Origin of the sequence: Dongia soli (genome assembly GCF_034044715.1) — a bacterium.
Lineage (GTDB): Bacteria > Pseudomonadota > Alphaproteobacteria > Dongiales > Dongiaceae > Dongia_B > Dongia_B soli.
Map to the genome: position 1 here is coordinate 95,132 of NZ_JAXCLW010000002.1, position 12,957 is coordinate 108,088.

Here is a 12,957-nt window from a genome sequence, read left to right on the forward strand (position 1 = left end):
GGGCCCTGGCTGCGGTGTCACGATTTTGTCCCGCTTTCGTCAAACGGTTGCCGCAGCTCTGGTTTATCCCCTCGCAATAGCTGTTAGGGAACCGAGGGTGACGCGTCATGTTGAATCGGATTCGTGGGTGGTGGAATCGAGCCTCGCTACGGCGGCAATTCATGTATGACGTGAAGCAGTTCAACCGTATCTGGGACGAACGCGCGGCGCGGGCGCAGCTCAGCGAAGGTTAGTCTGTGCGGTCAAGCCAACAGTAATATCCTTTTGATTCAATAAATTGATATTTTAATATCAGCTTGGTAGCACATAGGCCGTGATGGCACATGGGACCGAGCATGGAATCCGATGATCAGAAGCCTGGGGCGGAACAGCCCCGTGGGGAGCAACCGGCCAAGCCGCGACCCTCTGACAAGGCGGCCGCCGATGCTGTGGCCCGTCAGGTTCGCCTGGCGGAAGAGCTTCGCCGCAACCTCCTGCGGCGTAAATCGCAGAAACGCGGTCGGCAAGATCGGACTTCGGGGGAATAAAGGCCGCCGCGCGGCGCTTGAGCCGGGGGCATCCATACAGTAAAAACGGGCATCTCCGGCCGTTTCGTGACTGTTTGGAGTCGCCCGTTCAACCGCGCGCAAGGATGCCCGCTTTATGTCGATTATGTCTGATATCTGGATTCGCGAAATGTCGTTGAAGCACGGCATGATCGAGCCTTTCGTCGAATCCCAGAAACGGGAAGGGGTGATCTCCTACGGTGTCTCATCCTATGGCTATGACGCGCGGGTGGCGCCGGAATTCAAGATTTTCACCAATGTGAACAGCGCCGTTGTCGATCCGAAGGACTTCTCCTCGGAAAGCTTCGTCGACCGCGAAACGGAGGTCTGCATCATCCCGCCGAACTCCTTCGCCTTGGCCCGCACCGTGGAGTATTTCCGGATCCCGCGCGATGTGCTGGTGATCTGCCTTGGCAAATCGACCTATGCCCGCTGCGGCATCATCGTCAATGTGACGCCGCTGGAGCCGGAATGGGAAGGTCACGTTACCTTGGAGTTCTCCAATACGACGCCGCTGCCGGCCAAGATCTATGCGAATGAAGGGGCGTGTCAGTTCCTCTTCCTCAAGGGCGATCAGCCTTGCGAAACCAGCTATCGGGACCGCGCCGGCAAATATATGAAGCAACGCGGTGTGACGCTGCCAAAACTTTAAATAATTTCGGGGATCAGACGGGGGTCTGGGTAAAGGTACAATTGATGGATCGAATTCGAATTCGCGGTGGTCGTCCTTTAAAGGGAGAGATCAAAATCAGCGGTGCCAAGAATGCGGCGCTGCCATTGATGACCACCTGTCTGCTGACGGATGAGCAGGTCCGGCTGGATAACGTGCCGGATCTCGCCGATATCAACACCATGACCCATTTGCTGGTTCAGCACGGCGTTGAAGTCATGACGCGGTTGGCGGGGAGGGACCGCTCCATTCTGCTGAACGGTCAGAACATTACCGACACGACGGCGCCCTACGACCTGGTCCGCAAGATGCGGGCATCGGTGCTGGTTCTCGGGCCGCTGGTGGCGCGCCACGGTGAGGCCAAGGTGTCGCTGCCGGGTGGTTGTGCAATCGGCACCCGACCGGTGGATTTGCACATCAAAGGCCTGCAGCAGATGGGCGCGGAGATTGAGCTGGCGGAAGGTTATATTCGCGCTTATGCGCCCAAAGGCTTGCATGGCGCGGAAATCAATTTCGCCAAGATATCGGTCGGCGCCACGGAAAACCTGCTGATGGCAGCGACTCTGGCAAAGGGTGAAACCCAGCTGATCAATGCCGCACGCGAGCCGGAAATCAACGATCTTGCCCACTGCCTGATTTCCATGGGCGCGAAGATCGAGGGGGTCGGGACCAATCACCTGAAGATCCAGGGTGTCGAGCGTCTGCATGGCACGACGCATCGGGTGGTGGCCGATCGGATCGAGGCTGGCACCTATGCCATGGCGGCGGCCATCACCGGTGGTGAGCTGGAGTTGCTTGGTATTGGGCACGACCTCATCGGCTCGGCTTTGGCCAGCCTGTCCCAGGCCGGCGTGACTTGTACGGAAACTGAGCGTGGTCTGAAAATCGCGCGGGCGAATGGCGCGCTGACCGGCGTCGATGTGATGACCGAGCCTTATCCCGGTTTCCCGACCGATCTGCAGGCCCAGATGATGGCCCTGATGGCGACTGCCGAGGGTGCTTCGATGATCACCGAAACGATCTTCGAGAATCGTTTCATGCATGTGCCGGAATTGACCCGGATGGGTGCCAACATCAATGTTCACGGCGCTTCGGCGATGGTTCGCGGCGTGAAACGGCTGACGGGCGCACCGGTCATGGCGACCGATCTGCGGGCCAGTGTTTCCCTGGTTTTGGCCGGCTTGGTAGCGGAGGGCGATACGATCCTCAATCGGGTCTATCACTTGGACCGCGGATATGAAAAGCTGACACAGAAGCTGGCCGCTTGCGGCGCAGAGATCGAACGCCTGACCGAGGCGGCGGCTGAATAATCAGGCGGAGACGAACAGGATGGCGACACAGGGCCTGAAACTGATTGCGCGGGATGCCGAGGATCTGTCGGTCGTCGCCTCCTGCCTGCAGGATGCGCTGGTGCCGCTCAACGAGATGAAATATCTGCCGGCTGAGCGTCGCTTCATCCTGCTCGTCAACCGGTTTCGGTGGGAAAAACCGCGCGCGGATATGATTCCGGCCGGCCAGAAGCAGACGGATGCCTCTTTCGAAGATGACGGCGATTATCCCAATGCCCATCAGCGGATACATACCGGCCTGTGCATCGACCGGGTCCTGTCGGTGCGCAGCCGCGGTATCGATCGGAGCAAGCCGGATCAATTCCTCAACCTGCTGACGATCCGCTTCGATGCCGACAAGTTGGACTTCGTATTTGCCGGCGGCGGCATCATCCAGTTGGAAGTCGAGGCGCTCAGCCTCTTCATGCAGGATCTCGGCGAATCCTGGCCCACCCAATGGCGTCCGCAGCATGAGGACGGCCTGTCGGCGGCAAAGGATGCGGCGATCAAAAAGCGGGACAGCGAGCCGATACGATGACGGCCTATTCAAGAGCCGGAGCCGATACTTTCGTTCTCGCTTTACCGAAGGGCCGCATTCTCCAAGAAGCGATGCCCTTGCTGAAGGAAGCCGGCATTGTGCCGGAGGCGGAATTCGACAATGAGGCATCGCGTCAATTGCGGTTCCGCACCAGTGATCCGCGCCTGGAAATCATCCGCGTGCGCAGTTTCGACGTCGCGACTTTCGTTGCTTTCGGCGCGGCGCATCTCGGCATTGCCGGCAATGATGTCCTGTTGGAATTCGACTATCCGGAGATTTATGCACCGGTCGACTTGAAGATCGGGAAATGTCGTCTGGCCGTTGCGGAACCCGTCTCCATGTCGGCCAGCGATGATCCGGAACGCTGGTCGCATATTCGCGTCGCAACGAAATATCCGCATGTGACCCAAACGCATTTCGCGGCGCGTGGGGTTCAGGCCGAATGCATCAAATTGTCGGGCGCCATGGAATTAGCGCCGACCTTGGGGCTTGCGGGACGCATTGTCGATCTGGTGTCGAGCGGTGCGACCTTGAAGGCCAATAACCTTGTAGAAGTTGAACACATCGCCGACGTCACCTCGCGTCTGGTCGTGAACCGGACGGCACTTAAGACTTATCCCGAGGAGATCGGCGGCTGGATCGAGCAGTTGCGTCGAGCGGTGGATGCCGATTGACGGCCGTCTGCCAATCGTAGGTCGGTAAGGCGCTTGGGAGCGATGTAATGCTCTACTTGGTCGGGGGAAGAGGACGACACGATGGCAGCTGGCTCGGATGCCGACAATATTGCGACGAGCAAGGCGACACAATGCATCGTCAAGATTCAACTGGATGAAGACAGCACGGCTCGGCGCAGTCCCGAAGTCGAGAATGAGCGTGCCGTCGCGATTTTCGATCTGATCGAGGAGAACCAGTTTGTGCCTGCGATCGAGCATCAGGGGCCTTACCACCTGATTCTATCGATTGAAGAGAACCGACTGGTCTTCGACATCCGCGATACCGGAGATCAGGAGCTTTATCGCTTCATCCTCTCGCTGGCGCCTCTACGGCGCATCGTCAAGGAATACCTCGATATCTGCAGCAGCTATTACGCCGCCATCCGGCGCGCCAGCCCGTCCCAGATCGAAGCGATCGATATGGGCCGCCGTGGCTTGCATAACGAAGGTTCCGAGGTGTTGCGTGACCGTTTGGCGGGCAAAGTCGAGATGGACACCAACACAGCGCGCCGGCTCTTCACGTTGATCTGCACCTTGTATTTCAGGACCTGAACGATATGTCGGGCCTGCCGGGCAGCGTCCTCTTCTGTTGCACCTATAATTCGATCCGGTCGCCGATGGCAGAAGGATTGCTGAAGCAGTTGCATGGGACGCGGATCTTTGTCGATTCCGTCGGTGTCCGGGCCGGGGAAATCGACGGCTTTGCCATGGCCGTAATGGACGAACTGGGAATCGATCTCAGCCGCCATCGGGCCAAGACCTTCGATGATCTGGAGGATACGTCCTTCGACCTGATCATCTCACTGTCGCCGGAGGCTCAGCACAAGGCCGTTGACATGGTGCGGACGATGTCCTGCGAGGTCGAATTCTGGCATACTTTTGACCCTAGTATTTATGAGGGAAATCGCGAAGAGAGATTGGAAGCCTATCGTCAGGTCCGGGACGGCCTATTGAATCGGATCCGCACCCGTTTTCCGGTTATTGGCGCGCCTAAAATATAGGAAAAACAATGAAATTGCGGCATCTTAGCGATGTCGATTGAGGATTTCCGCGGATTGAGTATGATCCGCGCCCAAATCGCGGGGTTCTGCAGGCTGAGATTGACTCGCCCAGTTCCGCGGAAGGAGAGCGAATGGCGAAGGAAGATTTGATTGAGTTCTCGGGCACGGTCACGGAATTGCTGCCCAATGCCATGTTTCGGGTGAAACTGGATAATGACCATGAAGTTCTAGCCCATACCTCGGGCAAGATGCGCAAGAACCGAATTCGCGTGCTGGCAGGCGACCGCGTCAATGTCGAAATGACGCCCTATGATCTGACCAAGGGCCGGATCACGTTCCGCTTTAAGTAATCCGGCGCACCCCATGCGATTCAAGTCATGACGGGTGCAGTTCTGTCATCGTCTCATCAGGATCAGAAACAAGCCGAGGCGCCGCGCATACGTGCGGGAGGCAAGCCGATTCGTCTCGTACTGGCATCTGCCTCGCCGCGACGATTGGATCTGTTACGCCAGATAGGTTTGGAGCCGGATCTGGTTGATCCGCCTCACACCGATGAAGCCGTTCGTCGCGGCGAATTGCCCCGTGATTACGCCAAGCGTGTTGCGTTGGAGAAACTGCAGGCCGCGTTGGCGCGGCATGCCGGCGCTGTGGTGGTGGCGGCTGACACAGTGGTTGCCTGCGGCCGGCGCATTCTGCCAAAGGCGGAAGACGAAGCAACGGCCTTGCAATGCTTGCGGCTTTTGAGCGGCCGGCGGCATCGCGTCTTGGGCGGTATCGCGGTGGCATTGCCAGATGGCCGCAATCTCTTACGGGTGGCTTCCACCACGGTGATCTTTAAGCAATTATCGGCAGCCGAAATCGCGCACTATCTGGCGAGCCAGGAATGGCTCGGCAAAGCCGGCGGCTATGCCATCCAGGGGCGCGGGGCGGTCTTTGTGCGCGGCATCATTGGTTCCTATAGCAATGTTGTCGGCCTCTCCTTGCCGGATCTGGCGGCGATGCTGCAGGGAAATGGCATCGACTGGTGAGTTGATGACGAAAGTATTCGGAAGTTCGGGCGCAAGCCGCATATATCTCGCTGGACCGGAAAACGGCAGCGAGCTGTTCCGCTGGGTCGATGACCAATTGGTCCAGGCCTGGCGCGTTGCACCAGGCGCAGCGTCGTTGCTTGGTGCGATCTATCTCGGCCGCATCGTTAAACTGGAACCCAGCCTGAACGCGGCTTTTGTCGAGATCGGCCTGGATCGTCCTGGGCTGCTGCCTTTGAAGAAACATGGCAGTGTGACCGAGGGCGAGACCGTGGTGGTGCAGATCAAACGCGATGCCCGCGAAGAAAAGGGCGTCCGGCTGTCCATGAGCCTGGCCACCACGGTGGATGTCACGCCCTTGCGCCAAGGCAGGACAGCGCCCTGCTGCCTGGTGCCGCCGCCGGAAGCTTGGCAGAGCCTGCTGCAAGGTCTGGCGCTGCAATCGATCGAAGAGATCGTTTGTGCCCGCCGGGTGGATGCCGATCGCATCGCTGACTGGTGTCGGGTCCAGATACCTGAGCTGGCCGGATGTGTCCGTTACGAGGCCTTGCGCGATTGGGCGACCAGTCGTGCCGAGGCCTTGGATGCGATCGCCGAGGCACTGGAAGATGAGGTGTTGCTGCCCGGCGGTGGAACATTGCTGGTGGAGCCGGTGCGAACCTTGACGGCGATCGATGTCAATTCGGCGGCGGCAACGGCGCGCTCCGGGATTGAGCAGACCGCCTTGTCCGTCAACCTTGCCGCAGCGCGCGAAGTGCCGCGCCAACTTGCTTTGCGTAATATCGGCGGTATCGTGGTTGTTGATTTCATCGATTTGCAGAACCGCAATAAACGCGACCAGGTCATCCATACGTTGCGCGATGCCGTCGGCATTGATCCGGCGATCGAATGGGTTGGCAATATGTCCCGGCTCGGTCTGGTCGAAGTCTTGCGCAAGCGCACGGGGGTCGGCCTGGCGGAGATGTGGCGGGATGTGATCAAGCCGCGAGGGATGGATGACCGCCATGCCATCTGACGAAACCGCAAACGCTGCGCCAAAAGGCGGCAAATGCCCGATCTGCGGCAAGCCGCCGGTGCAAAAATTCCGGCCTTTCTGTTCGCAACGCTGCCAGCACATCGATCTCGGCCGCTGGTTGGGGGAACGCTATCGAATTTCACCGGACGAAAGCCCTACGGAGCCCCCGGGCGAGCCCGGGGAGGACGAATCCTGAAGTAGAAATATTGTATGCTTTCAAGCGTTTGAACGATTAATGTGATTGTCAATTCGGTGCTAGACAAGGTCTCCGAATTTTATTAAAAGACCGCATCTTGCAGACGCAACAGCGTCCGTCGCACGGATGCCCAGGTAGCTCAGTTGGTAGAGCAGGGGATTGAAAATCCCCGTGTCGGTGGTTCGATTCCGCCCCTGGGCACCACTTGCGGTTCATGCTCCAACCTCATCAAATTAGAAGCTTCCCTTCGAAGTAAGTTGCTGCTCACCGGAGATGGCTTTGCTGAATGATCGGGAGCCCGGTGCTCCCGGTTGTTGCACGCCTGTATCCGGCTGAGGGGATTGGCGCTCATCATGTCGATAAAGCCCCCCAATGGGCCAATTTTCCGATACGCTAACTTGTCTTCGACCTATCGATTGTCTATGTCTGGCCTCTAACGGGGGCTGGGCATTGTTGCGTGGATCATCGGTTTATGGCGTCTCATCCGAAACTTGGCGAACATCTCAAGGTACTGCGGCGCCGGCATGGCTGGACGTTGCAGGATGTCAGTCGTCAAACCGGAGTGGCCGTATCGACCCTGTCAAAGGTCGAAAACGATCAGATGTCGTTGACCTATGACAAGATCCAGCAGATCAGCGAAGGCCTCGGGCTTAACATTGCCGAGTTTCTCGCTTTGGGTGAGCCGCATGGCACGGGATTAGCGCGCCGCTCGGTTAATCGCCGGGATGACGGCCTACGCCAAACAACGCACAATTACGATTATCTCTACCTCAGCACGGATATCACCCGGAAACGCATGGTGCCGGTGCTGACACGCGTTCGCGCTCGCACCCTTGAAGAATTTGGTCCATTGCTCCGACACTCCGGCGAAGAATTCATTTTCGTTCTCGAAGGGGCTATCGAAGTCCATACCGAACATTACCAACCGGTACGCCTGGAGACCGGCGAGAGCACCTATCTCGACAGCACGATGGGCCATGCCTATCTGGCGATCGGTAAGGCGGACGCATTGGTGCTCGGTGTTTGTTCAAGCGCCCAGCCGGATCTGCAAAAGACATTGATCAGCTTATTCCGGCCAACCGAATAAAACTCTTATCGCGCGCATCAATTCGGATATCTGCATCATGGGGAGCGCGCACTCCTGTACCATCGCCTGACGAGACGAACGCTTGCAGCGTAGGGCACCCTTGCAGCGTCGAGACGAGTGCTATGAGCAAGTTTCCGAACGGGAAATTTATTGACCAATACGAAAATAATATGCAATCGTCCGACCTAAGGCAGGAGATCAGCAAAATAATAAGGGGCGCCTGAGGTGGAATACGACGTTGCCGTTATCGGCGGCGGGATAGCCGGTGCATCGGCAGCGGCGCAGCTCGCGCAGAAATATTCTGTCATTCTTTGTGAGCGTGAATCGCATCCCGGCTATCACGCAACGGGTCGGTCAGCGGCCTTGTTCTCGGAAATCTACGGCAATGAAGTGGTGCGGGCGCTTACTGTTGCCAGCCGTGCCTTTCTTGAATCTTCCCCGGCGGGGTTCACGACGACACCAATTTTGACACCACGCGGTGCAATGCATATCGGCGGGGAGGCCGATACGGCGCTTTTGGATCAGGCTTTTGAGTCGGCGCGTAGCCTCGTCTCATCAGTGCGGCGAATAGATGCCGATGAGGTGTTGCAGATCGTTCCCGTGATCCGGCGTGATTATGTTGCCGGCGGCGTGTATGAACCCGATGCGCGGGATATCGATACCAATGGCATGTTGCAAGGCTTTCTGCGTCAGCTTCGCGAGGCCGGTGGCCGGATATTGTTGGATGCGGAAGTCACCGGCCTAGAGAAGGAGCGGCATGGTTGGCGGATTCAACTCCCCAATCGCGAATTGAAGGCGGGGATCATCGTCAATGCCGCCGGTGCCTGGGCGGATCAGGTGGCGGCCATGGGCGGAGCAACGGCTATCGGCCTGATGCCCAAAAGACGGACGGCTTTTCTATTTCGACCGCATCAATCTTTGCGCATCGAAGGCTGGCCTTTGGTAATTGGTGCGCGTGAAAGTTTTTATTTCAAACCCGATGCGGGACTGATCCTGGTTTCACCGGCAGACGAAACACCCAGCCTTCCGGTTGATGCGCAGCCGGATGAGCTGGATGTCGCGATCGCTGCGGACCGGGTCATGGCGGCGACGATGCTGGACATCCGCCGTATCGAGCACAAATGGGCGGGGCTGCGCACCTTCACGAAAGACAAGAGTCCGGTTGCCGGCTTCGATCCGTCCATCGGTGGATTCTTCTGGCTGGCCGGACAGGGCGGCTACGGATTCCAGACCGCCGTTGCCTTGTCGCGTGTGGCGGCCAATTTGGTCGGTGGACTGGCTTTGCCGAGCGAGTTGCAGGATCTTGGCATAACAGGGGAGATGCTGAGTCCGGCTCGATTTTCCGCATGAATGACTAGAACGGTCCCACGAAGGATCGCTGCAAATAATCAAACAAAGGGAGGTAGAGGGCCATGCCCAAGATTCGGAATTTGATGCTTAGCGCCGTGGCGTTGAGCGCGATTATCGCCGGTTCTTCGATCGATGCATCTGCGGCCGATGTCAAGCGCGGCGGAACCTTGACAATCGCCCGTCCGGATGAGCCGTTGACGCTCGATCCTTTTACACCATCGGACAACGGATCGATCTATAACATCACCCAGATCTGCGAGCCGCTGATTTTGGCAGATGCAACCGGCAAGGGGTTGGAGCCTGGTCTTGCTGAGTCTTGGGCTGTAGCCTCCGATAGGCTATCGGTTGATCTCAAGCTTCGACCCGATGTCAAGTTCAGCAATGGAGCACCGGTAACGGTGGAGGATGTGATCTTCTCTCTCCAGAAAGTGTCCGATCCAAAGGCTTCTTTCGGATTCGCTTTCGAAGCCGTGAAATCCTTCGACAAGATGGACGATAGAACGCTCCGCATTACGTTGAAGAAACCGTATGCGGCGCTTGAATCCGCGCTGTCCCTCTTCTCAGCCTCGATCGTCTCCAAGGCCGATTACGAGAAAGATCCGACCGCCTTCGGGCAGAAGCCTGTCTGTACCGGTCCTTTCCAGGTGGAAAGTTATGAACGCGGCAGCCAGGTCGTCATGGTGCCCAATCCGCATTATTGGCGCAAAGGTGCCGATGGGAAGCCGCTGCCTTATGTCGATAAAGTCGTTTTGAAATACGTGCCTGAAAGCAATTCCCGCGTTCTTGGCCTGCAAAACGGTGATTTCGACGTCATTCTGGCCGTGCCCTTCAATCAGGCCCAAGCTGTTAAGGCTGTCGACGGAGCGACGCTGGAAGTATCGCCGTCTTACCGGTTGGATTATGTCTATCTGAACCATGCGAAGAAGCCCCTGGATGATAAGCGGATTCGCCTCGCCTTGAATTATGCCGCCAATCGCGATGCGATCATGAAGGCCGTCTATTTCGGCTATGGTGAAATTCCGAATTCCTATATGCCGAAGGTGAACTATTGGTCGGATAAGGTCGAAAAGATCCCGTATGACCTTGCGAAGGCCAAGCAATTGGTGCAGGAAGCGGGATATGACGGAACGCCGATCCAGATCATGGTCGATACCGGCAACGCACCCTTCCGCACGATCGCGACCATTTTGCAACAAGGTTGGTCACAAGCCGGCCTGAAGGTGGAAATCGTCGAATATGACGTGGGGACCGCTTTCAGCATGACGCAGAAGGGCGATTATCAAGCCTATGTCAGCTATATCACCTCCGATATCAACGATGACGATGAGCTTGCCAGCATTCAAGCAGACGGCACGGGGGCGACCGCGGCTTTCTTCTCGAATTACAAGAATGACGAGGTGACGAAGCTTCTCGCCGAGGCCCGGCAGACATCCGACAAGGCGAAACGGGCCGAGCTCTACGGTAAGGTGCAAAATATCGTCTATCAGGATGGATATAGTGTGCCGATCAATTTCCTGCCCTATGTCAACGGCTACAAGAATTCGGTCAAAAACTGGAAGAACTTGACCGTCGGCTGGTGGTGGTTGCGGGACGTCTGGCTGGATCAGTAAGAGGATGATGACGGCAACGCTCGCTGTCGGGCGTTGCCATCAGGCATGACATGCAGATTCTTCGCTACATTATCGAGCGCTTTTTTCACGCCATTCCGGTGTTGATTGGCGTGACGATCGTCGTCTTCATGACGATTCATTTGGTTCCAGGCGATCCCATTCGCATCATGATGCATGGCCGTATCGACGATAGCGAGGTGGCCAAGATCTATCAGGATCTCGGCATGAACCGACCGCTGGTGGTGCAGTATTTCGATTTCGTTCGCCATGCTTTGGCGGGTGATCTGGGCATGAGCCTCATTCAAAAGGCGCCGGTGACCAGTCTTGTACTGGAAAAGCTCTGGCCGACATTGATGCTGCTTGGATTTTCCACTGTGCTGTCGATCCTTATCGCAGTGCCGCTATCGCTTGTTGCTGCTTTCTATCGCAATAGCTGGGGCGATGCGGTCATTCGCCTGGGAAGCATCGTCGGCTTTGCGATGCCGTCCTACTGGATTGGACTTCTGCTAATGCTGTGTTTCGGACTTTGGCTCGGCTGGTTTCCGATTTCCGGCATCGGTACGACGCCGCTGGAAAAACTGCATCACCTCTTCATGCCTTCTTTGACCATTGCGATGTTTTTGGGCCCAATCCTCGTCCAGTCGCTGCGATCGTCGATGCTCGACGTCATGACGTCGGAGCATATCGAGGTAGCGCGGGCTAAAGGCCTTTCCGAATGGCGGATCCTCACAAAACATGTGCTGCGCAACGCGCTGATCCCGGTCATCACCGTGCTGGCGGTCAATATCAGTTGGCTTCTGAGCGGCGCCGTCATCGTCGAATACGTTTTCGGCTTGCCGGGTTTGGGGTCCTTGTTGGTGCGCTCGGTTGGTTATCGGGACTATCCGCTCATTCAGGGGCTGGCCTTTGTGTTCGGTGTGCTCATCGTCATCGTCAATCTGTTGGCCGATCTCAGCTATATGCTGATCGATCGCCGCGTCTTGAAAGGCTGAGCGATGACTGTTCTCGAAGCCGGGTTGGACACCAGAAGACGTCGTAGCGGATTGTTGCGCGAAATCGCCTCCTGGAGCCCGTCATTGAAAGTGGGTGTCACGATCATGACCGTGATCGTGCTCTCGGCCATATTTGCTCCCTGGATCGCACCATTCGATCCGAACGAACAGGATTTCAATGCCATCCTGATGCCGCCGAATTTGACTCATCTTTTTGGGACTGATGTGCTGGGGCGCGACATCTTTTCGCGCGTACTCTTTGGCGCCCGCATCGACCTCGTCATCGGCTTCATCACAACATATGTGCCGATGACCTATGGTGTGATCCTGGGCGCCTATGCCGGTTATGTGGGCGGTGTGTTCGATAGCGCGCTCATGCGCATCATTGACGTCGCAATGGCATTTCCATTCCTGGTGCTGATTATTGTTATTCTCGCTATCCTCGGACCGGGTGTGCAGAATATCTATATTTCCGTCTTCATTCTGGCCTGGACCATGTATGCGCGGCTGGCACGGGCGGAGATGATGGTCGAACGCACGAAGGACTATATTACGGCGGCGCAGATTTTAGGCTTCCCCCGGCGACGCATCATCTTTCGCCACGGCTTGCCCAATGTGATCAACTCGTCGATCGTCTTTTCCGCCTCGGATTTCGTGCTGAACATTCTGCTGGTTTCCGGTCTCAGCTTCCTGGGTCTAGGTATCCAGCCGCCAAACCCGGAATGGGGGGCGATGATCGCCGAGGGCCGGGACTTCATTCGTCAGGCCTGGTGGATGGCAACATTGCCGGGTCTTGCCATCGTGGTGACCGGTGTCGCGCTGGCGCTTATCGGCGATGGCCTGGCGCAGCGGCTTGGCGAACGTCACCATACGACGGTGTAGAA

General features: G+C 57.3%; 16 protein-coding genes and 1 tRNA gene. All 17 read left to right on the top strand.

Translation table 11 applies throughout. The features are described from left to right. Window positions 1-107 precede the first annotated feature (107 nt). Window positions 108-233 (top strand): hypothetical protein, encoded by a 126-nt coding sequence (locus tag SMD27_RS07020; RefSeq protein WP_320507661.1) that lies wholly within the window; start codon window positions 108-110, stop codon window positions 231-233. Window positions 234-642: 409 nt separating this feature from the next. Then, window positions 643-1,197 (top strand): dCTP deaminase, encoded by a 555-nt coding sequence (gene dcd, locus SMD27_RS07025; RefSeq protein WP_320507662.1) that lies wholly within the window; start codon window positions 643-645, stop codon window positions 1,195-1,197. A gap of 44 nt (window positions 1,198-1,241) precedes the next feature. Further along, a complete protein-coding gene (gene murA / locus SMD27_RS07030) occupies window positions 1,242-2,525 on the top strand; it encodes a UDP-N-acetylglucosamine 1-carboxyvinyltransferase (RefSeq protein ID WP_320507663.1) in 1,284 nt (427 codons plus the stop codon). A 19-nt stretch (window positions 2,526-2,544) separates the two neighbouring features. After that, window positions 2,545-3,081 carry a DUF2948 family protein gene (locus SMD27_RS07035; protein ID WP_320507664.1) on the top strand — a complete coding sequence of 179 codons (537 nt, stop codon included), beginning with the start codon at window positions 2,545-2,547 and terminating at the stop codon, window positions 3,079-3,081. Further along, entirely contained in the window at window positions 3,078-3,755 is a 678-nt protein-coding gene (hisG, locus tag SMD27_RS07040; RefSeq protein ID WP_320507665.1) for an ATP phosphoribosyltransferase, read from the top strand. Before SMD27_RS07035 ends, hisG begins: the two co-directional genes overlap by 4 nt. Window positions 3,756-3,836: 81 nt before the next feature. Further along, window positions 3,837-4,346 carry a UPF0262 family protein gene (locus tag SMD27_RS07045; protein ID WP_320507666.1) on the top strand — a complete coding sequence of 170 codons (510 nt, stop codon included), beginning with the start codon at window positions 3,837-3,839 and terminating at the stop codon, window positions 4,344-4,346. A 5-nt stretch (window positions 4,347-4,351) separates the two neighbouring features. Next, window positions 4,352-4,795 (top strand): arsenate reductase ArsC, encoded by a 444-nt coding sequence (locus SMD27_RS07050; RefSeq protein WP_320507667.1) that lies wholly within the window; start codon window positions 4,352-4,354, stop codon window positions 4,793-4,795. Window positions 4,796-4,926: 131 nt separating this feature from the next. Further along, entirely contained in the window at window positions 4,927-5,145 is a 219-nt protein-coding gene (gene infA / locus SMD27_RS07055) for a translation initiation factor IF-1 (protein WP_026870679.1), read from the top strand. 27 nt (window positions 5,146-5,172) lie between these two features. Further along, complete coding sequence (locus SMD27_RS07060) at window positions 5,173-5,823, top strand: Maf family protein (RefSeq protein ID WP_320507668.1); 651 nt, start codon at window positions 5,173-5,175, stop codon at window positions 5,821-5,823. A gap of 4 nt (window positions 5,824-5,827) precedes the next feature. Beyond that, window positions 5,828-6,838: a ribonuclease E/G gene (locus SMD27_RS07065; protein ID WP_320507669.1), complete on the top strand. Its 1,011-nt coding sequence runs from the start codon at window positions 5,828-5,830 to the stop codon at window positions 6,836-6,838. Then, a complete protein-coding gene (locus SMD27_RS07070) occupies window positions 6,828-7,034 on the top strand; it encodes a DNA gyrase inhibitor YacG (protein ID WP_320507670.1) in 207 nt (68 codons plus the stop codon). Before SMD27_RS07065 ends, SMD27_RS07070 begins: the two co-directional genes overlap by 11 nt. Window positions 7,035-7,162: 128 nt before the next feature. Beyond that, a tRNA-Phe gene (locus SMD27_RS07075) sits at window positions 7,163-7,238 on the top strand. A 268-nt stretch (window positions 7,239-7,506) separates the two neighbouring features. Next, window positions 7,507-8,121 (top strand): helix-turn-helix domain-containing protein, encoded by a 615-nt coding sequence (locus SMD27_RS07080; protein WP_320507671.1) that lies wholly within the window; start codon window positions 7,507-7,509, stop codon window positions 8,119-8,121. 225 nt (window positions 8,122-8,346) lie between these two features. Next, window positions 8,347-9,471 carry an NAD(P)/FAD-dependent oxidoreductase gene (locus tag SMD27_RS07085; RefSeq protein WP_320507672.1) on the top strand — a complete coding sequence of 375 codons (1,125 nt, stop codon included), beginning with the start codon at window positions 8,347-8,349 and terminating at the stop codon, window positions 9,469-9,471. Window positions 9,472-9,533: 62 nt separating this feature from the next. Continuing rightward, a complete protein-coding gene (locus SMD27_RS07090) occupies window positions 9,534-11,081 on the top strand; it encodes an ABC transporter substrate-binding protein (protein WP_320507673.1) in 1,548 nt (515 codons plus the stop codon). Window positions 11,082-11,131: 50 nt separating this feature from the next. Beyond that, window positions 11,132-12,073, top strand: coding sequence for an ABC transporter permease (locus tag SMD27_RS07095; protein WP_320507674.1), 942 nt, complete (start codon window positions 11,132-11,134; stop codon window positions 12,071-12,073). Between the two features lie 3 nt (window positions 12,074-12,076). After that, complete coding sequence (locus SMD27_RS07100) at window positions 12,077-12,955, top strand: ABC transporter permease (protein WP_320507675.1); 879 nt, start codon at window positions 12,077-12,079, stop codon at window positions 12,953-12,955. The last annotated feature ends 2 nt before the right edge of the window (window positions 12,956-12,957 follow it).

Excerpts from the sequence above, each read along its gene's own strand:
- SMD27_RS07020 (WP_320507661.1), top strand. The coding sequence starts at position 108 with ATGTTGAATCGGATTCGTGGGTGGTGGAATCGAGCCTCGCTACGGCGG.
- dcd (WP_320507662.1), top strand. The coding sequence starts at position 643 with ATGTCGATTATGTCTGATATCTGGATTCGCGAAATGTCGTTGAAGCAC.
- murA (WP_320507663.1), top strand. The coding sequence starts at position 1,242 with ATGGATCGAATTCGAATTCGCGGTGGTCGTCCTTTAAAGGGAGAGATC.
- SMD27_RS07035 (WP_320507664.1), top strand. The coding sequence starts at position 2,545 with ATGGCGACACAGGGCCTGAAACTGATTGCGCGGGATGCCGAGGATCTG.
- hisG (WP_320507665.1), top strand. The coding sequence starts at position 3,078 with ATGACGGCCTATTCAAGAGCCGGAGCCGATACTTTCGTTCTCGCTTTA.
- SMD27_RS07045 (WP_320507666.1), top strand. The coding sequence starts at position 3,837 with ATGGCAGCTGGCTCGGATGCCGACAATATTGCGACGAGCAAGGCGACA.
- SMD27_RS07050 (WP_320507667.1), top strand. The coding sequence starts at position 4,352 with ATGTCGGGCCTGCCGGGCAGCGTCCTCTTCTGTTGCACCTATAATTCG.
- infA (WP_026870679.1), top strand. The coding sequence starts at position 4,927 with ATGGCGAAGGAAGATTTGATTGAGTTCTCGGGCACGGTCACGGAATTG.
- SMD27_RS07060 (WP_320507668.1), top strand. The coding sequence starts at position 5,173 with ATGACGGGTGCAGTTCTGTCATCGTCTCATCAGGATCAGAAACAAGCC.
- SMD27_RS07065 (WP_320507669.1), top strand. The coding sequence starts at position 5,828 with ATGACGAAAGTATTCGGAAGTTCGGGCGCAAGCCGCATATATCTCGCT.
- SMD27_RS07070 (WP_320507670.1), top strand. The coding sequence starts at position 6,828 with ATGCCATCTGACGAAACCGCAAACGCTGCGCCAAAAGGCGGCAAATGC.
- SMD27_RS07080 (WP_320507671.1), top strand. The coding sequence starts at position 7,507 with ATGGCGTCTCATCCGAAACTTGGCGAACATCTCAAGGTACTGCGGCGC.
- SMD27_RS07090 (WP_320507673.1), top strand. The coding sequence starts at position 9,534 with ATGCCCAAGATTCGGAATTTGATGCTTAGCGCCGTGGCGTTGAGCGCG.
- SMD27_RS07095 (WP_320507674.1), top strand. The coding sequence starts at position 11,132 with ATGCAGATTCTTCGCTACATTATCGAGCGCTTTTTTCACGCCATTCCG.
- SMD27_RS07100 (WP_320507675.1), top strand. The coding sequence starts at position 12,077 with ATGACTGTTCTCGAAGCCGGGTTGGACACCAGAAGACGTCGTAGCGGA.